The sequence below is a fragment of the Streptomyces sp. NPDC058279 genome (assembly GCF_042881255.1).
GTDB lineage: Bacteria > Actinomycetota > Actinomycetes > Streptomycetales > Streptomycetaceae > Streptomyces.
Genome location: NZ_JBHVYA010000019.1, coordinates 96,199 through 118,201 on the forward strand (window position 1 = coordinate 96,199; position 22,003 = coordinate 118,201).

The 22,003-nt window shown below is 72.3% G+C and carries 16 protein-coding genes, 1 pseudogene and 1 riboswitch; of the genes and pseudogenes, 14 read left to right on the top strand and 3 right to left on the bottom strand.

All coding sequences use genetic code 11. From position 1 onward, the window contains the following. Window positions 1-42 precede the first annotated feature (42 nt). Complete coding sequence (locus ACFVXJ_RS27085; protein WP_389665539.1) at window positions 43-1,443, bottom strand: DUF2079 domain-containing protein; 1,401 nt, start codon at window positions 1,441-1,443, stop codon at window positions 43-45. 258 nt (window positions 1,444-1,701) lie between these two features. Here ACFVXJ_RS27085 and mfd point away from each other — a divergent pair, with 258 nt between their 5' ends. From mfd to ACFVXJ_RS27110, 5 genes are all read left to right on the top strand, one after another. Further along, a complete protein-coding gene (gene mfd / locus ACFVXJ_RS27090) occupies window positions 1,702-5,235 on the top strand; it encodes a transcription-repair coupling factor (RefSeq protein ID WP_389665541.1) in 3,534 nt (1,177 codons plus the stop codon). Between the two features lie 165 nt (window positions 5,236-5,400). Next, on the top strand, window positions 5,401-6,033 hold the full coding sequence (locus tag ACFVXJ_RS27095; protein ID WP_389665542.1) for a hypothetical protein: 633 nt from the start codon (window positions 5,401-5,403) through the stop codon (window positions 6,031-6,033). After that, entirely contained in the window at window positions 6,030-7,532 is a 1,503-nt protein-coding gene (locus ACFVXJ_RS27100) for a protein kinase (protein ID WP_389665543.1), read from the top strand. Before ACFVXJ_RS27095 ends, ACFVXJ_RS27100 begins: the two co-directional genes overlap by 4 nt. 157 nt (window positions 7,533-7,689) lie before the next feature. After that, complete coding sequence (locus ACFVXJ_RS27105) at window positions 7,690-8,313, top strand: SurA N-terminal domain-containing protein (protein ID WP_389665545.1); 624 nt, start codon at window positions 7,690-7,692, stop codon at window positions 8,311-8,313. An 80-nt stretch (window positions 8,314-8,393) separates the two neighbouring features. Next, window positions 8,394-9,395 carry a nucleoside triphosphate pyrophosphohydrolase gene (locus tag ACFVXJ_RS27110; protein WP_389665547.1) on the top strand — a complete coding sequence of 334 codons (1,002 nt, stop codon included), beginning with the start codon at window positions 8,394-8,396 and terminating at the stop codon, window positions 9,393-9,395. Between the two features lie 57 nt (window positions 9,396-9,452). Here ACFVXJ_RS27110 and ACFVXJ_RS27115 read toward each other — a convergent pair whose 3' ends face one another. After that, window positions 9,453-10,676 carry a globin domain-containing protein gene (locus ACFVXJ_RS27115; protein ID WP_389665549.1) on the bottom strand — a complete coding sequence of 408 codons (1,224 nt, stop codon included), beginning with the start codon at window positions 10,674-10,676 and terminating at the stop codon, window positions 9,453-9,455. A gap of 115 nt (window positions 10,677-10,791) precedes the next feature. Between ACFVXJ_RS27115 and ACFVXJ_RS27120 the strand changes: the two genes are divergently transcribed. The 7 genes from ACFVXJ_RS27120 to ACFVXJ_RS27150 all read left to right on the top strand — a co-directional run bounded on the left by ACFVXJ_RS27120 (window position 10,792) and on the right by ACFVXJ_RS27150 (window position 18,123). Further along, entirely contained in the window at window positions 10,792-12,066 is a 1,275-nt protein-coding gene (locus ACFVXJ_RS27120) for a cytochrome P450 (protein ID WP_389665551.1), read from the top strand. 114 nt (window positions 12,067-12,180) lie between these two features. Further along, on the top strand, window positions 12,181-13,236 hold the full coding sequence (locus ACFVXJ_RS27125) for a transglycosylase family protein (RefSeq protein WP_389665553.1): 1,056 nt from the start codon (window positions 12,181-12,183) through the stop codon (window positions 13,234-13,236). A 276-nt stretch (window positions 13,237-13,512) separates the two neighbouring features. Continuing rightward, a riboswitch (cyclic di-AMP (ydaO/yuaA leader) is annotated at window positions 13,513-13,681 on the top strand. Window positions 13,682-13,684: 3 nt separating this feature from the next. After that, window positions 13,685-14,389: a transglycosylase family protein gene (locus ACFVXJ_RS27130; protein ID WP_389665555.1), complete on the top strand. Its 705-nt coding sequence runs from the start codon at window positions 13,685-13,687 to the stop codon at window positions 14,387-14,389. Between the two features lie 306 nt (window positions 14,390-14,695). Next, complete coding sequence (eno, locus tag ACFVXJ_RS27135; protein ID WP_389665557.1) at window positions 14,696-15,991, top strand: phosphopyruvate hydratase; 1,296 nt, start codon at window positions 14,696-14,698, stop codon at window positions 15,989-15,991. A gap of 112 nt (window positions 15,992-16,103) precedes the next feature. Continuing rightward, a complete protein-coding gene (locus ACFVXJ_RS27140) occupies window positions 16,104-16,592 on the top strand; it encodes a septum formation initiator family protein (protein ID WP_389665558.1) in 489 nt (162 codons plus the stop codon). 53 nt (window positions 16,593-16,645) lie between these two features. Beyond that, window positions 16,646-17,185, top strand: a complete 540-nt coding sequence (locus ACFVXJ_RS27145; protein WP_389665560.1) for a DUF501 domain-containing protein — start codon at window positions 16,646-16,648, stop codon at window positions 17,183-17,185. Then, window positions 17,182-18,123, top strand: coding sequence for an exopolyphosphatase (locus tag ACFVXJ_RS27150; RefSeq protein WP_389665562.1), 942 nt, complete (start codon window positions 17,182-17,184; stop codon window positions 18,121-18,123). The genes ACFVXJ_RS27145 and ACFVXJ_RS27150 overlap by 4 nt, the downstream gene beginning before the upstream one ends. 21 nt (window positions 18,124-18,144) lie before the next feature. On the opposite strand, the pseudogene ACFVXJ_RS27155 reads toward ACFVXJ_RS27150, so the two are convergent. Beyond that, a pseudogene (locus tag ACFVXJ_RS27155) lies at window positions 18,145-18,305 on the bottom strand (type II toxin-antitoxin system Phd/YefM family antitoxin). Window positions 18,306-18,760: 455 nt separating this feature from the next. Between ACFVXJ_RS27155 and ACFVXJ_RS27160 the strand changes: the two are divergent. Then, window positions 18,761-20,143: an NAD(P)/FAD-dependent oxidoreductase gene (locus ACFVXJ_RS27160; RefSeq protein WP_389665564.1), complete on the top strand. Its 1,383-nt coding sequence runs from the start codon at window positions 18,761-18,763 to the stop codon at window positions 20,141-20,143. Between the two features lie 288 nt (window positions 20,144-20,431). After that, window positions 20,432-21,820 (top strand): class I SAM-dependent methyltransferase, encoded by a 1,389-nt coding sequence (locus ACFVXJ_RS27165; protein WP_389665566.1) that lies wholly within the window; start codon window positions 20,432-20,434, stop codon window positions 21,818-21,820. The last annotated feature ends 183 nt before the right edge of the window (window positions 21,821-22,003 follow it).

The window sequence follows — 22,003 nt, forward strand, 5'->3', positions numbered from 1 at the left end:
CTGCCCTTGGGGGCGGGGCCGGGGCCGATGTCGTACCCCGCGTCACAGCCGTTGGAGGACGATGATCCCGCCGGCCTCGCCGAGCACCCCGAACCGGGCGCCGGGATGCAGGCGCAGGGCGTAGCCGACCGGGTCGTCGCCGGCCCAACCGGAGGAGGTGTCGAACGCGACGAAGGCCGGCAGCACGCCCTGGGCGGAGCCGATCCAGTAGACCCGGCAGCGGGAGGTCAGCCGGGACAGGGGCGCGGTGTCGGCCTCCACGCTCGCCCCGTCCGGGATGCGGGCGAGGAGCCGGTCGGCGGCGGTGACGCGGGCGGGGGTGGTGTACGTGGACGCGTCCCCCAGCCGTCGCAGGGGGAGGGTGGTGACGCTGAGGGTGAGGGCGACGGCGAGGAGGGCGCCGGGCAACTGGAAGGCGTAGGCGCGCAGCCAGGGCCGGGTGGAACGCCCGGCGGCGGCGAGGGCGTCGACCAGCGCCAGGGCGACGATCGGCATGAGGACGGCGCTGTAGTGCCAGTCGGTGGACCAGTAGTGGTCGTCGCCGGACAGGAACCGCCAGCCCAGGGTGGGCAGGGCCGGCAACAGCAGCGGGGAGCGCAGCGCCAACAGCCCGGTGGTGGGGACGAGCACCCAGGCGAGCGTGTCCGCTTTGGTGGCGAGCCCGGCGAGCGGCGAGGCGTGCCCCACCTTCTCCCAGTAGCCGTAACCGCTGCCGAAGGCCGGGATCACGACGGTGAACACCAGGGCGGCGGCCACGACGGCCAGCGCCGCGGTCACGGCGGCGGCCAGGGCGGCCCGCCGGTCGGTGCGCCGGGCCTGCCGGGCGACGAGCAGGGCCAGGACGGCGAGGGTGAGACCGAGGTCCTCCTTGACGAGCAACAGCGGCAACCCCCACAGCAGCGCGGCCCGCGGGCGCCGGGCGAGCAGCGCCTCCAGGGCGAAGGCGAGCAGCGGCACGGCGAAGCAGACCTCGTGGAACTCGAAGTCGACGGCCCGCTGGATGCCCCAGGCCAACCCGTACGCGGCGCCCAGCGACAGGCCCCGGGCGCGGCCGAGCAGGCGGGACGCGGCGCGGGTGACGGGCACGCAGGAGACGGCGAACAGCGCGGCCTGGGCGAGGAGCAGTGTCGCGGGGCCGGGGAAGAGCCGGTAGAGGGGCGCGAGCACGGCGATGACGGGGCTGAAGTGGTCGCCGAGGATGTTGGCGCCGGGGCCCTTGAGGTCCGCGACGGGTGCCTGGAGGTTCGCGTACGCCCTGACCGCCTGCTCGAAGATGCCCAGGTCCCAGGAGGTGGCCTCCATCCGCCGGTGCCGGGAGAGGGAGAGCACGGCGTACGCGACGAACAGCAGGGCGGCCAGTGCGTACGGCTCCGCGCGGTGGAAGCGCCGGCCCGCCGCGCCCCGGATGACGGGGGCGGGCCCGGCTATGGCGTCAGTCGTCACGCGGTGGTGCTCCCTCTGCCGGTCGGGGGTGAACCCTTGCGGCAGGGCGACGCGGCACGCTCGGTCGGTACGTCCGCACATCGTAGAACGGCGGTGCGACGGCGGACGGGGGCCGGGGGTGGGGGAGGCGAGCGGGAGGGTGCGGCGGCGGCAATCCCTCGCGCGGCTGTCGGCGGCGCGTCGTACGCTGGGAGCCCCCGGCCCGTTCACGTGTCGGGCCCTTCGCGTTGCCCCTCCACCGGACGGAAAGCCTCCTTCATGAGCCTGCACGGACTGCTCGACGCCGTCACCCGGGACCCCGCGCTCGCCGAGGCGGTCGCCGCGGCCGGGGACGGCAACCGGATGCACGTCGACCTGGTGGGGCCGCCCGCCGCGCGGCCCTTCGCGATCGCCGCGCTGGCCCGGCGCACCGAGCGGACCGTGCTCGCGGTGACCGCCACAGGGCGCGAGGCCGAGGACCTGGCGGCAGCGCTGCGGTCCTTCCTGCCCGCCGACGAGGTGGCGGAGTACCCCTCCTGGGAGACGCTGCCGCACGAGCGGCTCTCGCCGCGCAGCGACACCGTGGGCCGCAGGCTGGCGGTGCTGCGCCGGCTCACCCACCCCAGCAAGGACGATCCGGCCGCGGGTCCCGTCAGTGTCGTGGTCGCGCCGATCCGCTCGGTGCTCCAGCCGCAGGTCAAGGGGCTGGGCGAGCTGGTGCCGGTGAGCCTGCGGCAGGGCGAGAGCGTCGATCTGGGGCAGGTCACGCAGGCGCTGGCCGCCGCCGCGTACGCGCGGGTCGAGCTGGTGGAGAAGCGCGGCGAGTTCGCGGTGCGCGGCGGCATCCTCGACGTGTTCCCGCCCACCGAGGAGCACCCGCTGCGCGTGGAGTTCTGGGGCGACGAGGTCGAGGAGATCCGCTACTTCAAGGTCGCCGACCAGCGGTCCCTGGAGATCGCCGAGCACGGGCTGTGGGCGCCGCCGTGCCGGGAGCTGCTGCTGACCGACGAGGTGCGGGAGCGGGCGGCGGCACTGGCCGAGGCCCACCCGGAGCTCGGCGAACTGCTGAACAAGATCGCCGAAGGGATCGCCGTCGAGGGCATGGAGTCCCTCGCGCCCGTCCTCGTCGACGACATGGAACTGCTGATCGACGTCCTGCCGGCCGGGTCCATGGCGGTGGTCTGCGATCCCGAGCGGGTCCGGACGCGGGCCGCCGACCTGGTGGCGACCTCGCAGGAGTTCCTGATGGCGTCCTGGGCGGCCACCGCCGGCGGTGGCGTGGCGCCCATCGACGTCGGCGCGGCCTCGCTGCGCGGCATCGCGGACGTCCGCGACCACGCGCGCGAGCTGGGCATGATGTGGTGGTCGGTGTCCCCGTTCGCCGCCGACGACACCGACCTGGGCGGTGACACCCTCAAGCTGGGCATGCACGCCCCCGAGGCGTACCGCGGCGACACCGCCCGGGCCCTCGCCGACACCAAGGCGTGGATCGCCGACGGCTGGCACACCGTCTACCTGACCGAGGGCCACGGCCCGGCCGCCCGTACCGTCGAGGTGCTCGGCGGCGAGGGCATCGCGGCCCGCCTGGAGGCGGACCTGCGCACCCTGGAACCGTCGATCGTGCACGTGGCGTGCGCCTCGCTCGACCAGGGCTTCGTCGACCCCGACCGCAAGATCGCCGTGCTGACCGAGACCGACCTGACGGGCCAGCGCACCGCCAGCAAGGACCTGGGCCGGATGCCGACCCGGCGCCGCAAGTCCATCGACCCGCTCACGCTGGAGACCGGCGACTACATCGTCCACGAACAGCACGGCGTGGGCCGCTACATCGAGATGGTGCAGCGCACCGTCCAGGGCGCCACCCGCGAGTACCTCCTGGTGGAGTACGCGGCGGCCAAGCGCGGCCAGCCCGGCGACCGGCTCTACATCCCCACCGACCAGCTGGAGCAGGTCACCAAGTACGTCGGCGGCGAGGCCCCGACCCTGCACCGGCTCGGCGGCGCGGACTGGACGAAGACCAAGGCGCGCGCGAAGAAGGCCGTCAAGGAGATCGCCGCCGACCTGATCAAGCTCTACAGCGCCCGGATGGCGGCCCCCGGCCACACCTTCGGCCCGGACACGCCCTGGCAGCGGGAGCTGGAGGACGCCTTCCCGTACGCGGAGACCCCCGACCAGCTCACCACGATCGCCGAGGTCAAGGAGGACATGGAGAAGTCCGTCCCCATGGACCGGCTGATCTGCGGCGACGTCGGCTACGGCAAGACGGAGATCGCGGTACGCGCGGCCTTCAAGGCGGTCCAGGACGGCAAGCAGGTCGCCGTCCTCGTCCCCACCACCCTGCTCGTGCAGCAGCACTTCGGCACCTTCTCCGAGCGCTACAGCCAGTTCCCCGTCAGTGTGAAGGCCCTGTCGCGCTTCCAGAGCGACACCGAGTCCAAGGCGACCCTGGAGGGCCTCAAGGAGGGCTCGGTCGACATCGTCATCGGCACGCACCGGCTGTTCTCGCAGGAGACGAAGTTCAAGGACCTCGGCCTGGTCATCGTCGACGAGGAGCAGCGCTTCGGCGTCGAGCACAAGGAGCAACTGAAGAAGCTGCGCGCCAACGTGGACGTGCTGACCATGTCCGCGACGCCGATCCCGCGCACCCTGGAGATGGCGGTGACCGGCATCCGCGAGATGTCGACGATCACCACCCCGCCGGAGGAGCGGCACCCGGTGCTGACGTTCGTCGGCCCCTACGAGGAGAAGCAGATCGGCGCGGCCATCCGGCGCGAGCTGCTGCGCGAGGGCCAGTGCTTCTACATCCACAACCGGGTCGAGTCCATCGACCGGGCCGCGGCCAAGCTGCGTGAGATCGTGCCCGAGGCGCGGATCGCGACGGCGCACGGCCAGATGTCCGAACAGGCCCTGGAGCAGGTCGTGGTGGACTTCTGGGAGAAGAAGTTCGACGTGCTCGTCTCCACCACGATCGTCGAGTCGGGCATCGACATCTCCAACGCCAACACCCTCATCGTGGAGCGCGGCGACAACTTCGGCCTCTCGCAGTTGCACCAGCTGCGCGGTCGTGTCGGCCGCGGCCGGGAGCGCGGGTACGCGTACTTCCTGTACCCGCCGGAGAAGCCGCTGACCGAGACCGCGCACGAGCGGCTCGCGACGATCGCCCAGCACACGGAGATGGGCGCCGGCATGTACGTGGCGATGAAGGACCTGGAGATCCGCGGCGCGGGCAACCTGCTCGGCGGCGAGCAGTCCGGCCACATCGCCGGCGTCGGCTTCGACCTCTACATCCGCATGGTCGGCGAGGCCGTGGCCGACTACCGGGCCGCCGTCGAAGGTGCCGTGGAGGAGGAGCCGCCGCTGGAGGTGAAGATCGAGCTGCCGGTCGACGCGCACGTCCCGCACGACTACGCGCCCGGCGAGCGGCTGCGCCTACAGGCGTACCGGTCCATCGCGGCGGCGAACTCCGAGGCCGACATCAAGGCCGTGCGGGAGGAGCTGACCGACCGGTACGGCAAGCTGCCCGAACCGGTGGAGAACCTGCTGCTGGTGGCGGGGCTGCGGATGCTGGCCCGGGCCTGCGGGGTCGGCGACATCACCCTCCAGGGCAACAACATCAGGTTCGGGCCCGTGGAGTTGCGCGAATCGCAGGAGCTGCGGCTCAAGCGGCTCTACCCGGGGGCGGTCCTCAAGTCCGCCACCTCGCAGGTGCTGATCCCGCGGCCCAAGACCGCGAAGGTCGGCGGGAAGCCGCTCGTCGGGCGGGAACTGCTCGGGTGGACGGGCGAATTCCTCACCACCATCCTCGGCTCGTAACACGCGTGACAGCGGACGCGCGGCGGCCGGAACCGCCTGTTCCGGCCGCTTCGCCGGGGATCGCGCTGCGACCGTACAACGGTTGGGCACATCCCCTCACCATGGCCGGAAACGCTGTATACGCTCATACCCGCAACCCTTCCGCTCGGCCCGTCAGGAGCACCGATGCACGCCCCCGGCATCCCGCCGCAGCACCACCACCGGCCCGGTAACGAGGGTGTGGTGGCCCTGCGCGTGGTGTTCGCGCTGCTGCCGGTCCTGAGCTGCGGGTTCCTGGCATGGGGCACGATGTTGCGGCTCGCGATCGTGACCCGCGCCACCCGCGACTGGACGTTGCTCGCGCTCAGTTGTGTGCTCTCCGTCGCCTGGGTCGTGCTGATCGGCATGGACCCGACCCCCGACACCAGCGGCTGGCAGGGCAACGCCGGAGCCGGCGGCACGCTCCTCACCGGCTTCGCCACCTGCGTGTACTTCCTCGTCGCCGACATCCGCCACCACGAGAACCGGGCCCTCGCGCCGGCCGCGCCCTGGTACCCGGCGCCCAACCCGGCCTACGGCTACCCGCCCGTCCAGACGCCGGTCCGGAACCCGGTCCACACGCCGGTCCCGTCCCCGGTGCCGACGCCCCCGCCGCCGCAGGTCCCGCCGCAGCCGACCCCGCCGCCGCGCATCGGGCAGGTCCGCGCCGAACTCGACGAGCTCAGCGAACTGCTGCGCAAGCAGACCCCGCACCCGCCGCGCCCCGGCGGCCCCTACCAGGACCCGAACCCGACCGCCGTGCAGGACCCCGAGCAGTGACCGACCGGCTGATCGGCGAGCGCTACCAGCTCGCCTCCCTCCTCGGCCAGGGCGGCATGGGCCAGGTGTGGACCGCCTACGACCGACGCCTGGACCGCCGCGTCGCCGTCAAGCTGCTGCGCCCCGACAAGGTCGCCGGCCCCGGCACCGTCGCCGAGGAACTGCGCCGCCGCTTCGCGCGTGAATGCCGGGTGACGGCCCAGGTCGACCACCCCGGCCTGGTCACCGTGCACGACGCCGGCGACGACGGTGACGAACTCTTCCTGGTGATGGGTTACGTCGACGGCTCCAACCTGGCCGACCACCTGGTGGAACACAGCCCGTACCCGTGGCAGTGGGCCGTCGCGGTGGCCGCCCAACTGTGCTCCGTGCTGTCGGCGGTGCACGCGGTGCCGATCGTCCACCGCGACCTGAAGCCCCGCAACGTGATGGTCCGCCCCGACGGCACCGTCCTGGTGCTGGACCTCGGCGTCGCCTCCGTCATGGACACCGACACCACCCGCCTCACCAGCACCGGCACACCCATCGGCAGCCCCGCCTACATGGCCCCCGAGCAGGCCATGGGCGGCGCGGTGGGCCCGCACACCGACCTGTACGCGCTCGGCGTGCTCCTGTACGAACTCCTCAGCGGCAACGTCCCCTTCGCCGGGTCGAGCGCGCTGGGCGTCCTGCACCGGCACCTGTACGAGCCCCCGGCCCCGGTGCGCCGCACCCGGCCCGAGATCCCGCACGCGCTGGAAGCCGTACTCCTGCACCTGCTGGCCAAGGACCCGCAGGACCGGCCCGCCTCCGCCCAGGCGGTCTACGAGGCCCTCGCGCCGCTGCTGCCCCGCCAGGGCGGCGCCCCCGCCGGGCCGCTCGACCCGACCCGGCCGTTCCTGCGCCCCCACGCGCCCTGGCCCGACCGCGCCACCGCCACCCCCGAGGCCCCCCAACCCCCGGCCGAGCCCCGCCCGGACATCCCGGGAGCGGTGGACGAGGCCCGTCGGCTGCTGGACGAGGGGCGGCTCACCCAGGCCGTGGACATCCTCGGCGGCATCCTCCCGGCGGCCGCCGCCGAGCACGGGGAGCACTCGCCGGTCGTCCGCTCGCTGCGCAAGCAGTACGCGGCCACGCTGATGGACGACGGCCAGTACCGCCGCGCCCTGCCCGAACTGCGCCGGCTCGCCGAGGAGTTCCCCGCCGGCGACGCCCAGTCGCTGCGGTTCCGCTACGACGCCGCGCAGTGCCTCGAACAACTCGGGGAACCGGCGGCGGCCCTCGCCGAGTACCGCTCCCTGCTCCCGCTGTTCGAGAACCACTACGCCAACCCGGACCCGGGCCTGCCGCTGGAGGTCCGGCGCCGGATAGCGCACCTGCTGCTGGCCATGGGCGACCGGCCGGCGGCCCACGACACCCTGGTCCGCCTCCTGTTCGACGCCGACCGCCTGCACGGGCCGAACCACCCGCTCCCGTCGGAGATCCGCCGCACCCTCCAGTGGCTCGGCCAGGTCCGCTGACCCGGCCCCGGGCCTCCCGACACCGCACCCGCCGCACCCCGACACCCCGGTAATCGTTGGTCGAACCGGTGGCTCGGAACCCCCCGACTGCATACCATCGATCACCGCACGGCCTTCTTGTGCATTGCCGCACAATCTCCCGGCCCTGGAGGCTCCTTTGCACCGTCGCACAGCGCTCTCCGTCTCCGCCGCCCTGCTCGCGGCGGCTCCCCTGCTGTCCGCCTGCTCCGGCCAGGCCCATCCCGGCTCGGCGGCCGTCGTCGGCGGCGAGCGGATCACCACCGCAGCGCTCCAGGCCCAGGTGAACGAGGTCCGCAGCGCGCAGAACCGTTCCGGGCAGGGCGCCCAACTGATCGAGGCGACCCCGCGCCTGGACCGCTCGAAGCTGAACCGGATGATCCAGACCGCCGTCCTGGAGCGCGCCGCGAAGGACGCCGGCGTCACCGTGACGACGCGGGAGGTCGAGGACGTCCGCAAGGCCCAGCTCCAGCAGGCCGGCACCCCGGCGGCGCTGGAGACGGCGGCCCTCCAGCAGGCACAGCTCGCGCCGGACCAGATGGACGCGGACACCCGCTTCAAGCTGCTGCGCGACAAGCTGTTCGAGCACTACGGCAACCAGGACAAGGCGCTGGAGAAGCTCTCCGCCGCCGCGAACGCCCTGCACGTCCAGGTGAACCCGCGCTACGGCCGTTGGGACGCGCGGCAGATCCTGCTCGGCGACGAGACCACCCCGTGGATCAGTCAGCGGACCCGGTCCGAGCAGGCCCCCGCCGGAGCCTGAGCCGTACCCGGGCGGAGCCCGCCGGGCGCGGGCCCGCCCCGCCGGGGCCCGGGCCGGACGCGCGGAGGTAGGTTCGGAGGGTGACTGAGCACGCGCCGCCCTCCGAGCCCACCGGCCGCATCGTCCTGCTGACCACCAGCCACCGGGTCGCCCCCGGCCTGCTGTCCTGGTCGGCCTGGCAGACCCTGAAGGCCGCCGACCGGGTGCTGTGCGCCGATCCCGGCCATCCGCAGGTGCCGTACCTGCGCGAGGCGGGCGTGGCGGTGGCGTACGAGAGCCCCGACGCCCAGGCCCTCGTCGAGGCGTGCGCCGGGGGCCGCACCGTCGTCGTCCTGCCGATCGGCGAGGGCGACCGGCGGCTCACCGACGGACTGGCCCGGCTGGCCGGCTCCGGCCGCGTCGCCATGCCCGATCTGGAACTGCTGCCCGGGTCCTACGACCTGCCCGGCGCCCGCCTGCTCGACCTGGTCCAGGTGATGGACCGGGTGCGCCGCGAATGCCCCTGGACCTCGCGCCAGACGCACGAGGGGTTGGTGAAGTACGCGATCGAGGAGGCGTACGAACTGGTCGAGGCGATCGAGACGGGCGACCGGGAGGAACTGCGCGAGGAACTGGGCGACGTGCTGCTCCAGGTCGTCTTCCACGCGCGGATCGCGCAGGAGGGCCGCCCGGAGGACGGCGACGAACCGTTCTCGATCGACGACGTGGCCGGGGACCTGGTCGAGAAGCTGATCCGGCGGCACCCGCACGTCTTCGGCGACGAGACGGCCGAGACCCCCGAGGACGTCAGCGCGCACTGGCAGCGCACCAAGGCGGTGGAGAAGCAGCGGGAGTCGGTCACCGACGGCATTCCGCTGGGCCAGCCCGGTCTCGCGCTCGCGGCCAAGCTCGCGGGCCGCGTCCGGACGGCCCCGCTCGCCGTGGAACTGCCCCGCGGGGAGGGCATCGGCTACGAACTCCTCGAACTGGCGGCGCGCGCCGAGGCGCAGGGCATCGACCCCGAGACGGCGCTGCGCGCGGCGGCCCGCGCCTACCGGGCGGCGATCCGCGCGGCGGAGGGCGTCGCGCCGGAGAGCGAGTAGTAGGGGAGGGGAGCAGGGGAGGGGAGCAGCGGAGTAGGGAAGCGGTCCCGTGCGGGGTCACGGTTGTCGGGGCGCGCGGGCCGCGGGGTTGATCCAGTGCGGGGACGGGCGACTGAGGAACCATTCGCCGAAGCCGAGCGGTCGCCCGTTCGGGCCGTGGCCGCCGCCGGACTCGACCGCGGGCACCGCGTCGTGGAAGACGTGCCCCGGGTGCGCGCCGAGCTGCTCCAGCAGGCGGGCGGTCTCCGCGATGAACGGCGCCGGCCCGCTCAGGTAGACGTCCTGCTCCCACCACAGCCCGCGGTGGCCGAGGGCGGTCCCCAGCCGGTCGGTGGCCTCGTTGCGCTGCTGCCCCGGCGCCGGGGTGATGTAGGTGACGGCGAGCCACTCGAAGGCGTCGGCGTACGCGTCGATGAACGGGCGGTCGTAGAGGTGCGCGGCGTCCCGGGCGACCACGAAGAGCCGGACGTCCTGATCGGGCGGGTGCCGGCCGAGTTCCTCCAGCAGGGCGCGGACCGGGGCCCAGCCGGTGCCCGCGGCGATGAGGGTGACGGGGCGGCCGTCCCGGCGCAGCGTCAGGGCGCCGCCGGGCGCACCGAGGCGCAGCGACTCGCCCGGGTCCGTCCCGCCGACCAGGACGGTACTGAGCCGGCCCCCCTCGATCCGGCTGACGTGCAGGTCCACCGTCCCGTCGGGGCGGGGCGCGTTGCCCAGGGAGTACGCGCGCCAGCAGGCCGGGACACGGTCGCTGCTCACGCTCACGTACTGGCCCGGCCGGTAGCCCAGCGGGGCGTGCGGGCGCAGGGTCAGCACGGCGAGGTCCCGGCCGTACCGCAGGTGGCGCACGATCTCGGCGTCCCACCACGGCGGGTCCTCGCTCTGCGCGGCCGCGGCGCTCATCACCCCGGCGATCAGCCGGTACGCCTCCGCCCAGGCCCGCGCCACGGCCGGGGTCCACGCCTCGCCGGCGGCCTCGGCGAGCGCGGCGAGCAGGCTGGCGCCGACGGCCTCGTACTCCTCGGGGCCGGCGAGGAACTTGCGGTGGTCGCGTCCGAGGTCGCGTAGATAGGGGAGGAGCGACTCGCTCTCCAGATGCGCGACGACATGGGTGAGAGCGGCGAACAGCCGGTCCCGCTGCCGCTCCATCTCCTGCCCGGAGGCGGGGAAGAGCGTACGGATCTCGGGGTGGTGCCAGAAGAGGTGGGAGTAGAAGAACCTGGCCGCGTGTTCGGCGCGTCTCTCCACCACGGCGAAGCTGCTCTTCAAGATCCTTACGTCCACAGCACCGAAGTAGGAACGGCGAACGCGGCCGGGTCAAGCGAAGGGGTATCTACGGCCAGCCCCCGACGAACCGCCCATAGCGGGTGCGGGCCGGCGGCCGGGATACGGTCGACGGGTGCACGAGCCGACTCCCGCAGCCCCCGAAGACCCCCTCTCCCCCCAGGGCCCCACCCTGTTCGACTGGGAGTTCGCCACCGACCCGTACCCGGCGTACGCCTGGCTGCGCGAACACGCGCCGGTGCACCGGACCAAGCTGCCCAGCGGGGTCGAGGCATGGCTGGTGACCCGGTACGCCGACGCCCGCCAGGCCCTCGCCGACCAGCGGCTCAGCAAGAACCCGGCGCACCACGCGGAGCCGGCGCACGCCAAGGGCAAGACCGGCATCCCGGGCGAGCGCAAGGCCGAGCTGATGACGCACCTGCTGAACATCGACCCGCCGGACCACACCCGGTTGCGGCGGCTGGTGTCGAAGGCGTTCACCCCGCGCAGGGTGGCCGCGTTCACCCCGCGGGTGCAGGAGCTGACCGACCAGCTCATCGAGCGGTTCGAGAGCAGGGGTGAGGCGGACCTCATCCACGAGTTCGCGTTCCCCCTCCCCATCTACGCCATCTGCGAGCTGCTCGGCGTACCGCGCGAGGACCAGGACGACTTCCGGGACTGGGCCGGGATGATGATCCGACACGGTGGCGGGCCGCGCGGCGGTGTCGCCCGCTCGGTCAAGCAGATGCGCACCTACCTCGGTGAACTCATCCACCGCAAAAGGGATGATCTGGGCGATGACCTCATCTCGGACCTGATCCGGGCCAGTGACCACGGCGACCACCTGACGGAGGCCGAGGCCACCGCCATGGCTTTCATCCTGCTTTTCGCCGGTTTCGAGACGACGGTCAACCTGATCGGCAACGGGCTGCACGCCCTGTTCATGAACCCCGGCCAGCGCGCGCGCCTCCAGGCGTCGCTGGCCGCCGGGGAGCGCGCCCTGCTCGCCACCGGCGTCGAGGAACTCCTGCGCTACGACGGCCCGGTGGAGCTCGCGACCTGGCGCTTCGCCACCGAGCCCGTCGTCCTCGGCGGACAGGACATCGCCACCGGCGACCCGGTCCTGGTGGTCCTCGCGGCGGCCGACCGCGATCCCGAGCGGTTCGCGGAACCGGACACCCTGGACCTCTCCCGAAGTGACAATCAGCACCTCGGGTACGGCCACGGCATCCACTACTGCCTCGGCGCGCCGCTCGCCCGGCTCGAAGGTCAGACCGCGCTCGCGAGTTTGCTGATGCGTCTGCCGGATCTGGAACTGGCCGTTCCACCTTCGGACCTGCGGTGGCGGGGCGGACTCATCATGCGTGGCCTGCGCACCCTTCCGGTCCGCTTCACACCCCGAAACACATGAGGGCGTAACGGGACAGCCCCTGACCCGCAGTCAGTTACCGGCCGAACTTGTGACATGCGTTCGAAGGGGGCTAGGTTCTGCCGTTACCCCGCCGTTATGCGAAAGGTGCACTACATGCGTTCCGGGAACGGCCGCCACAGACGCCCCCGCCAGGTACCCGCCCTCGTCGTCACCGCAGGAGTCACGGGCTCCGCGCTGGCGCTGCCGCTGCTCGCGGCCACCAACGCCTCGGCCGCCGACACGTCCACGTGGGACAGCGTCGCCGAATGCGAGAGCGGCGGTACCTGGAGCGCGGACTTCGGCAGCGGGGCCTACGGCGGACTGCAGTTCACCCAGGACCAGTGGAACAGCGCCGGCGGCCGGGAGTTCGCGGCGCGTCCCGACCTCGCCAGCCGGTCGCAGCAGATAGCCGTGGGCGAGCGGGTGCTGGCGTCCCAGGGCCCCCAGGCGTGGCCGCTGTGCGCGGCGTCGTCCGGGCTGGTGAAGGACGGCCCCGCCGCGAACGTGGACCCGGGCGCACTGGGGACCCCGCGGCAGGTCGCCCCCAGTCCCTCCCGCCCCGACGACGCGGTGCCGGGCACCGACGCGGGCGACCCCGCCACCGACTTCGGCGCGCCCACCCCGGCCGCCCCGGCCGCCGGCGCCCCGAGCCCGTCCGCCACGGCGCCGTTCACGCTGCCCATCGCGCCGCTCGCCCCCAACAGCGGACTGCCCGTCATGCCCGATCCGGACCTGCCGACGACGACACCGACCCAGCCCGGCGACCAGACCGGCACGGCGCCGACGACCCCGACGACCCCGACCGGCCCCGGCGACGTCTCGGGAACCCCGACGACCCCGGTCACGCCGTCCCCGTCCGGAACCCCCTCCACGCCGGCCGACCCGACCACCGGGACCCCGTCCGCCACGTCGAACGCGCCCACCACCGACTCCGCCACGGCGGGCGGCGGCAAGCACCGCGGCCCGGCGGCGGTGGAGACGCCCGCGGCCACTGACGCCGCGTCGGACCCCACGTACACGGTGAAGGCGGGCGACAGCCTGACCGCCATCGCGGACGCCAAGGGGCTCAAGGGGGGCTGGAACGCGCTCTACGCGGCCAACGAGCAGGTCATCGGCAAGGACGCCGACCTCATCAAGCCCGGTCAGAATCTGGATCTAACCAAGAAATAACGGGCACTTCGGGCATGCGTAAAGAGCTGAATGCCCGTTATCCGCAAGTGAGACATGCGTCTCTTCCGGTCAACTGGCGTGTCTGGTACCGAAGCTCCCGCAAACCCCGCCCTCACCTGCGAAAACGCCCCTAAGCGGAACGCAAGCAGGTCGATTTCTCCCCGATGTCCCTCGTTGAACATCGGGGAGAGACCTGTCTACCTTCTGAATCGCTCGCCACCGCGGGCCTCTTCGACCGCATCGCCGAATCCTGCCGGCGGACGGAGAGAACAGTCGTCGCGTCAAGCGCCGAAGGCAGGAGCGGGGGAACCAAGGTAAGCGCCGGGAGCGGCCGTCGAGAGACGGTCACACCGGCTAGGGGTTAAGCCGCGCGCTGGTCGCGCGGCCGGGCAACTCACTCGCCCGAACCCGACAGCTCACCTCGTAGGCGTCGGTGAGGAGAAACTCCATGCTGCTTTCCGGCAAGGGCAAGCACCGCCGCGCCTCCAAGGCCACCCGCATCGTCACGCTCGCCGGTGTCACCGGTGTCGCCGTCGCCGCGCCCCTCATGGCGGCCGGCTCCGCCAGCGCCGCGACCGGCGCCGAGTGGGACCGCGTCGCGGCGTGCGAGTCCGGCGGCAACTGGGCCATCAACACCGGCAACGGCTTCTACGGCGGCCTGCAGTTCACGTCCTCCACCTGGGCCGCCTACGGCGGCAAGGCGTACGCCGCGCAGGCCAACCAGGCTTCCAAGGCCCAGCAGATAGCCATCGCCGAGAAGGTCCTCAAGGGCCAGGGCAAGGGTGCGTGGCCGTCCTGTGGCGTGGGCCTGTCGAACTCCTCGTACAGCGGCGGCGGCTCGGCCGAGACCCCCAAGCCCGCCAAGCCGAAGGTCGAGACCAAGGCCGCCCCGGCGCCGAAGAAGGAGACCAAGCGGCCCGAGGCCCCGGTCACCCGCTCCGAGCGCTCCGAGGCCGCCCCCAAGGCCGCCCCGAAGACCGAGGCCCCGAAGACGGGCAACGGCTCGTACGAGGTCAAGGAGGGCGACACCCTGGGCACCATCGCCGAGGCGAACGCCGTCAAGGGCGGCTGGGAGAAGCTGTTCGAGCTGAACAAGGACATCGTCTCCGACGCCGACCTGATCTTCCCGGGCCAGAAGTTGAAGCTGAGCTGAAACCTCGGGTGACACCGAGTCCGACCACCGCCCGGCGCGTACCCCTCCACGCGCCGGGCGGTGGCGCGTCCGCGGCCGGATCGGACCGGATCATGGCTGGATCGCGGCCGGATCCGGGCCGGACCACGGCCGGGAGGCGGTCCACGGGCGGTCCCTTTGTCCGGGAAAGCAGGCGTACGGCCGCTTTTTCGTCCCAGGACCCGGGCGGTCGGCCGGTCCAGTGCCCGGAGCCGGTTAGGCTCTAGTCGGCAGGGCCGTCCCACGGCCCCCTGCCACCGCACACCCAGCGTCACATCCCAGAAGGAGATGCTCGTGCCGTCCATCGACGTCGTCGTAGCCCGGGAAATCCTGGACTCCCGAGGCAACCCCACGGTCGAGGTCGAGGTGGGCCTCGACGATGGCAGCACCGGCCGTGCTGCAGTCCCGTCCGGCGCCTCCACCGGTGCATTCGAGGCCATCGAGCTCCGTGACGGTGACCCCAACCGTTACATGGGCAAGGGTGTCGAGAAGGCCGTCCTCGCCGTCATCGAGCAGATCGGCCCGGAGCTCGTCGGCTACGACGCCACCGAGCAGCGGCTGATCGACCAGGCCATGTTCGACCTGGACGCCACCGACAACAAGGGCTCGCTCGGCGCCAACGCCATCCTCGGCGTCTCCCTCGCCGTCGCGCACGCCGCGTCCGAGGCGTCGGACCTGCCGCTCTTCCGCTACCTCGGCGGCCCGAACGCGCACCTGCTGCCCGTCCCGATGATGAACATCCTCAACGGTGGGTCGCACGCCGACTCCAACGTCGACATCCAGGAGTTCATGATCGCCCCGATCGGCGCGGAGTCCTTCTCCGAGGCGCTGCGCTGGGGCGCGGAGGTCTACCACACCCTCAAGAAGGTCCTGCACACCAAGGGCCTCTCCACCGGTCTGGGCGACGAGGGCGGCTTCGCCCCGAACCTGGAGTCCAACCGCGCCGCGCTCGACCTCATCATCGAGGCCATCAAGCAGGCCGGTTACACCCCGGGCAAGGACATCGCGCTCGCGCTCGACGTCGCGGCGTCCGAGTTCTACAAGGACGGCAAGTACGAGTTCGAGGGCCAGTCCCGCTCGGCCGCCGAGATGACCGACTACTACGCCGAGCTCGTCGAGGCGTACCCGCTGGTCTCCATCGAGGACCCGCTGTTCGAGGACGACTGGGCCGGCTGGAAGACCATCACCGACCGCCTGGGCGCCAAGGTCCAGATCGTCGGCGACGACCTCTTCGTCACCAACCCGGAGCGCCTGGCGCGCGGCATCGAGGAGGGCTCCGCGAACGCCCTGCTCGTCAAGGTCAACCAGATCGGTTCGCTGACCGAGACCCTGGACGCCGTCGAGATGGCCCAGCGCAACGGCTTCAAGTGCATGATGTCGCACCGCTCCGGCGAGACCGAGGACGTCACCATCGCCGACCTCGCCGTCGCCGTGAACTGCGGCCAGATCAAGACCGGCGCCCCGGCCCGCTCGGACCGCGTCGCCAAGTACAACCAGCTGCTGCGCATCGAGGAGATCCTCGACGACGCCGCCGTGTACGCGGGCCGCTCGGCCTTCCCCCGGTTCCGTTTCGCGGACCAGTAGGCACCAGGGCCAATGAGCGCCTCGCGGCGCCGGCCTCCGTACGTCCCCGCACTCGGTCCCGTACCGTGTGCGGGGACGTATTGCGTACCGCGTGCGAAGGGGAGGCGGGACCATGGCCGGGAACCGGGATCGGTTCTCCACCTTCTCGACCGCGACCAGGCTCAAGCAGCTCGGCGAGCGGACCGCCGCCCACGTCTACCGCTCGCAGTCGCGCCGCCAGGTCCGCCGCAGCCGGCTCACCGGCCGGGCGGCGCTGCTGGTGCTCGTCCTCTGTACGCTGGTCGTCGCCCTCGCGTACCCGATGCGCCAGTACGTGTCCCAGCGTTCGGAGATCGCGGACCAGCAGCGGGCCGCCGACGGCGCGCGCAAGCGCCTCGAACAGTTGCGTGACGAGAAGGCCCGCTGGCAGGACCCGGCCTACGCCGAGCAGCAGGCGCGCAAGCACCTGCACTTCCTGCGCCCCGGCGAGGTCGGCTACATCATGAACGACCCCGGTGCCGAGGCCGCCGAGCACCGCCGCACCGGGCAGGCCGGTTCCGACCGGCCCTGGTACTCGAACGTCTGGGACGGCGTCGACAAGGCCGACCGGCCCGGCGACTGACCCCGGCGACTGACCCAGACCACCCTTACGAAACGAAGAGACGCACTCCAGGCATGCAGACGCCCCCGCCCCAGACCGACCGCACCGAGCCGACCGCCGCGGACATCGAGGCGTTCGAGCAGCAGCTCGGCCGCCCGCCGCGCGGCCTGCGCGCCATCGCCCACCGCTGCCCCTGCGGGCAGCCGGACGTCGTGGAGACCGCGCCCCGGCTCCCCGACGGCACCCCCTTCCCGACGCTGTACTACCTGACCTGCCCCCGCGCCGCCGGTGCGATCGGCACGCTGGAGGCCAACGGCGTGATGAAGCAGATGCAGGCCCGACTCGCCGAGGACCCGGAGCTGGCCGCGGCCTACCGGGCCGCGCACGAGGACTACATCACCCGCCGCGACGCCATCGAGGTGCTCCAGGGCTTCCCGAGCGCCGGTGGCATGCCGGACCGGGTGAAGTGCCTGCACGTCCTGGTCGGCCACTCGCTCGCGGCCGGGCCCGGGGTGAACCCGTTCGGCGACGAGGCGTTGGCGATGCTGCCGGAGTGGTGGGCCAAGGGGCCCTGTGTCACGCCGTGCACGGGTGAGAAGGAGTCGTCGCGGTGACCCGGGTGGCGGGCATCGACTGCGGTACGAACTCCATCCGGCTGCTGGTCGCGGACTGTGACGCCGCGACGGGTGGGTTCGTGGAACTGGACCGCCGGATGACCATCGTCCGGCTCGGCCAGGGCGTCGACAAGACGGGCCGGCTGGCGCCGGAGGCGCTGGAGCGCACCTTCGCGGCCTGCCGCGAGTACGCCGCCGTGATCAAGGAGCTGGGCGCCGAGCGGGTGCGGTTCGTGGCCACCTCGGCCTCGCGGGACGCCGAGAACCGCGAGGACTTCGTCCGGGGGGTGCTGGACATCCTGGGCGTGGAGCCCGAGGTGATCACCGGCGACCAGGAGGCGGAGTTCTCCTTCACCGGGGCCACCAAGGAACTCTCGGGCCGCACCGACCTGGACCGGCCGTTCCTGGTCGTGGACATCGGCGGCGGCTCCACCGAGTTCGTCGTCGGCTCGCAGCACGTCGAGGCGGCGCGTTCGGTGGACGTGGGCTGCGTCCGGATGACCGAGCGTCACCTGGTGGCGGACGGGGTCGTCAGCGACCCGCCGAGCGCGGCACAGGTGGCCGCCATACGGGCCGACATCGAGGCGGCCCTGGACCTGGCCGCCGAGACGGTGCCGCTGGCGCGGGCCCGCACCCTGGTGGGCCTCGCGGGCTCGGTGACCACCGTCGCCGCCGTCGCGCTGGGCCTGGCGGAGTACGACTCGTCGGCGATCCACCACTCCCGCATCCCTTACGAGCAGGTCCGCGAGATCACCGAGCGGATGTTGACCTCCACCCACGCCGAGCGGGAGGCCATCCCGGTCATGCACCCGGGCCGGGTCGACGTGATCGGCGCGGGCGCCCTCGTCCTGCTCGCGATCATGGAACGCGTCGGCGCCTCGGAGGTCGTCGTCTCGGAACACGACATCCTCGACGGCATCGCCTGGTCCGTGGCCTGAGCCACTGCGGGCCGGCCATCGTCACGGTGGGGCGTCCTCGGCCAGGACCGCTTCCGCCTCCCGGGCCGACATCACGTCGGCCGCTTCCTCCAGCGCTTCGAAGTCCGCGATCGCGCTACCGCGGCCACCGGAGCGCCGTTGCGCGTGATGACCGTCGCAAGGGTGGGCCCAGGTACCCGCAAGCCGGCCCGGGGTGGCCTGAGTCGGCCTGGTTCGCGGGTCGTTCGGGCATGGAGCGGGCGTGGACGGGACCTTGTGGGGGCCTGTTCGAGAGCCGGAAGAGCCTTCGAATGCACGAGCTTCGTGAAGTTCTTCACAAGGAAAAAAGGCCCGCAGGGTGAAGCGGAGGGCCCTTAGGGGCGCTCGCGACCCCCGTGAGCCCTTTTTGGCCGAGCGTTCGTGCGATTGTCGGAGCCGGGCGGAGGTCGCCGGTAGGTATCCACGAACCCGGTGGTCTACTCCGTTTTCGGCCTAGGAGGCCAGTTCAGGACGGGTGAACAACGACTCCCGTTACACGGTGGTTCCCGTTCCGCGCCATGATCTGGGTCACGTGGGCGGCGCAGTGTAGCAGAGGGGCCCGAGTACCTTGTGAAGGGGCTCACGAGCGTCACCCCTTGGGGTGCTGGATACTCGTTCCATGAGCACCACGGAGCGTCCCAGGATCCTCGTTGTAGGAGGTGGGTACGTAGGTCTGTACGCGGCCAAGCGCATCATGAAGAAGATGCGCTACGGCGAGGCGACCGTCACGGTCGTCGACCCGCGCTCGTACATGACCTACCAGCCCTTCCTCCCCGAAGTGGCCGCAGGCAGCATCTCGCCTCGGCACGTCGTCGTCCCGCTGCGACGCGTGCTGCCCAAGGCAGAGGTTCTCACCGGCCGGGTCACCAGCATCGACCAGGACCGCAAGGTCGCCGTCGTCACGCCGCTCGTCGGCGAGGCGTACGAGCTGCCCTTCGACTACCTGGTGATCGCGCTCGGCGCCGTCTCCCGCACCTTCCCGATCCCCGGCCTCGCCGAACAGGGCATCGGCATGAAGGGCGTCGAAGAGGGCATCGGCCTGCGCAACCACGTACTCGAGCAGCTCGACAAGGCCGAGTCCACGACGGACGAGAACGTCCGCCGCAAGGCCCTCACCTTCGTCTTCGTCGGCGGCGGCTTCGCCGGCGCGGAGACCATCGGTGAGGTCGAGGACATGGCCCGCGACGCGGCCAAGTACTACTCCAGCATCAAGCGCGAGGACATGCGCTTCATCCTGGTCGACGCGGCCGACAAGATCCTTCCCGAGGTCGGGCCCAAGCTCGGCACCTGGGGCAAGGAGCACCTGGAGTCCCGCGGGATCGAGATCTACCTCAACACCTCCATGGACTCCTGCGTGGACGGCCACGTGGTGCTGAAGAACGGCCTCGAGGTCGACTCCAACACCATCGTCTGGACCGCCGGCGTCAAGCCGAACCCGGTCCTGGCCCGCTACGGCCTCCCGCTGGGCCCGCGCGGTCACGTCGACGCCTCCCCGACCCTCCAGGTCACGGGCACCGACTACATCTGGGCCGCGGGCGACAACGCCCAGGTCCCCGATGTCGCCGCCCGCAAGGCCGGCGTCGAGAACGCCTGGTGCCCGCCGAACGCCCAGCACGCGCTGCGCCAGGCCAAGGTCCTCGGCGACAACGTCATCTCGGGCATGCGGGGCTTCCCGCAGCACGAGTACGCGCACTCCAACAAGGGTGCGGTGGCGGGTCTCGGCCTCCACAAGGGCGTCGCGATGATCGTCATGGGCAAGATGAAGATCAAGCTCAAGGGTCGGCTCGCCTGGTACATGCACCGTGGCTACCACGGCATGGCCATGCCGACCTGGAACCGCAAGATCCGCGTCTTCGCCGACTGGACCCTCGGCATGTTCCTCAAGCGCGAGGTCGTCTCCCTCGGTGCGCTGGAATCGCCGCGCGAGGAGTTCTACGAGGCCGCCAAGCCGGCGCCGGCCCCGGCCGCCCAGGCCCCGGCCCAGAAGGCGAAGGCATCCTGACGCGGCGCGAGCCGCGGCACGCCTGAGTTCGACCAGCACGTCCCCGAAGGGGCCGTCCGCCATCCGTGGTGCGGGCGGCCCCTTCGGCGTTCCCCCGTGCCCCCTGCCGCCCCTCCTGCCGACCCGCCCCCTGCCGCCCCTCCCGGCACGCCGGTGACCGCTCGCACGGGGTCCTCGTGCCGTCCTGGGGTGTTCCTTGAGCCGCCTCCGCGAAGATCGTCCGGACAGGGCCTAACCCTTGGCGGAAATGGGTAGGCCGTTCGGTCGGAACTTATGGAGGTGCCTGCCATGACCGACGCCGCGCCGCGGCTGGCCGCTCTCGCCGAAACCCTGCTGGGCGCCCCCGTGCCCGTGCGCATACGTGCCTGGGACGGCAGCGAGGCCGGCCCGTCCACCGGGCCGACCCTGGTCCTCAACCACCGCCGGGCACTGCGCCGCATGCTGTGGAAGCCGGGCGAGCTGGGACTGGCCCGGGCGTGGGTGGCCGGTGAGCTGACCGTCGAGGGCGACCTGTTCGAGCTGCTGGACCGGGTGGCCGGACTGCTCTGGGAACGCGCGCCCGTCCCCGCCCCGGCCCCGAAGCCGGTGCCGACGGGACTGGCCAAACTCGCCGCGCTGCGCCCGCACCTGCCCGCCGCCTCCGCCGGCGTCGCCGGAACGGCCGTGTTGCTGCGCGACCCCGAGGTGCGGGCCGCCGTACGCGACCTGATCGCCCTGGCCCGGCCCTGGCCGGCGCCCGCGCCGCCCCCGGAGGAGGCCGTCCGCCGCGGTGGCACCGCCCACAGCAAGGGCCGCGACCGCCAGGCGATCAGCCACCACTACGACGTCGGCAACGCGTTCTACGAGCACGTGCTGGGCCCCTCGATGGTGTACTCCTGCGCCTACTGGAGCCCCGGCGGCACCCTGGAGGACGCCCAGCGGGACAAGCTCGACCTGGTCTGCCGCAAGCTCGACCTGGCGCCCGGGCAGCGCCTGCTCGACGTGGGCTGCGGCTGGGGCTCCATGGCCCTGCACGCGGCCCGCGAGTACGGCGTCCAGGTCACCGGCATCACCCTCTCCCAGGAACAGGCCGTCTACGCCCGCAAGCGGGCCGCCGAAGAGGGCCTGGCCGACCGGATCGACATCCGCGTCCAGGACTACCGGGACGTCAAGGACGGCCCCTTCGACGCGATCTCCTCGATCGGCATGGCCGAACACGTCGGCGCCGCCCGCTACCGCGAGTACGCCCACACCCTGCACGCGCTGCTGCGCCCGGGCGGCCGGTTGCTGAACCACCAGATCGCCCGGCCGCCGGAGCCGGACGAAGAGGCGTACCGGGTCGACGAGTTCATCGACGCCTACGTCTTCCCCGACGGGGAACTCTCCCCGATCGGCACCACCGTCGGCGAGTTGGAGCGGGCCGGCTTCGAGGTCCGCGACGTGGAGGCGCTGCGCGAGCACTACGCGCTGACGCTGCGGGCCTGGGTGGCCCGGCTGGAGCGGCACTGGGACGAGGCCGTCCGGCTGACCTCGCCCGGCCGGGCCCGGGTGTGGTTGCTCTACATGGCGGCGTCCGCGCTCGGCTTCGAACACAACCGGCTCGGCGTCAACCAGGTCCTGGCGGTCCGCCCGGGGGACGGCGGGGTTTCCGGGATGCCGCTGCGGGCCCGCGAGTGGGGCGCGCCGCAGGCCCCGTAGAGCCGTAGACCCCCGCAGACCCGCAGACCCGTACGGCACGACCGCGTGCGGGATATCGGGATACGGGAAGGGCCCCGCGACCGGAACGGGCGGGTTCTAGCGATCCCCGCAACACCCTGTTGTTCAGGGAGTTGCGGGGATCGTGGATTTTGGGGACTTGAAGGCAAGGTTCTTCGAAGCGCT

Coding starts and splice junctions, on each gene's coding strand:
- mfd (WP_389665541.1), top strand. CDS start 1,702: ATGAGCCTGCACGGACTGCTCGACGCCGTCACCCGGGACCCCGCGCTC.
- ACFVXJ_RS27095 (WP_389665542.1), top strand. CDS start 5,401: ATGCACGCCCCCGGCATCCCGCCGCAGCACCACCACCGGCCCGGTAAC.
- ACFVXJ_RS27125 (WP_389665553.1), top strand. CDS start 12,181: ATGCGTTCCGGGAACGGCCGCCACAGACGCCCCCGCCAGGTACCCGCC.
- ACFVXJ_RS27130 (WP_389665555.1), top strand. CDS start 13,685: ATGCTGCTTTCCGGCAAGGGCAAGCACCGCCGCGCCTCCAAGGCCACC.
- eno (WP_389665557.1), top strand. CDS start 14,696: ATGCTCGTGCCGTCCATCGACGTCGTCGTAGCCCGGGAAATCCTGGAC.
- ACFVXJ_RS27140 (WP_389665558.1), top strand. CDS start 16,104: ATGGCCGGGAACCGGGATCGGTTCTCCACCTTCTCGACCGCGACCAGG.
- ACFVXJ_RS27145 (WP_389665560.1), top strand. CDS start 16,646: ATGCAGACGCCCCCGCCCCAGACCGACCGCACCGAGCCGACCGCCGCG.
- ACFVXJ_RS27160 (WP_389665564.1), top strand. CDS start 18,761: ATGAGCACCACGGAGCGTCCCAGGATCCTCGTTGTAGGAGGTGGGTAC.
- ACFVXJ_RS27165 (WP_389665566.1), top strand. CDS start 20,432: ATGACCGACGCCGCGCCGCGGCTGGCCGCTCTCGCCGAAACCCTGCTG.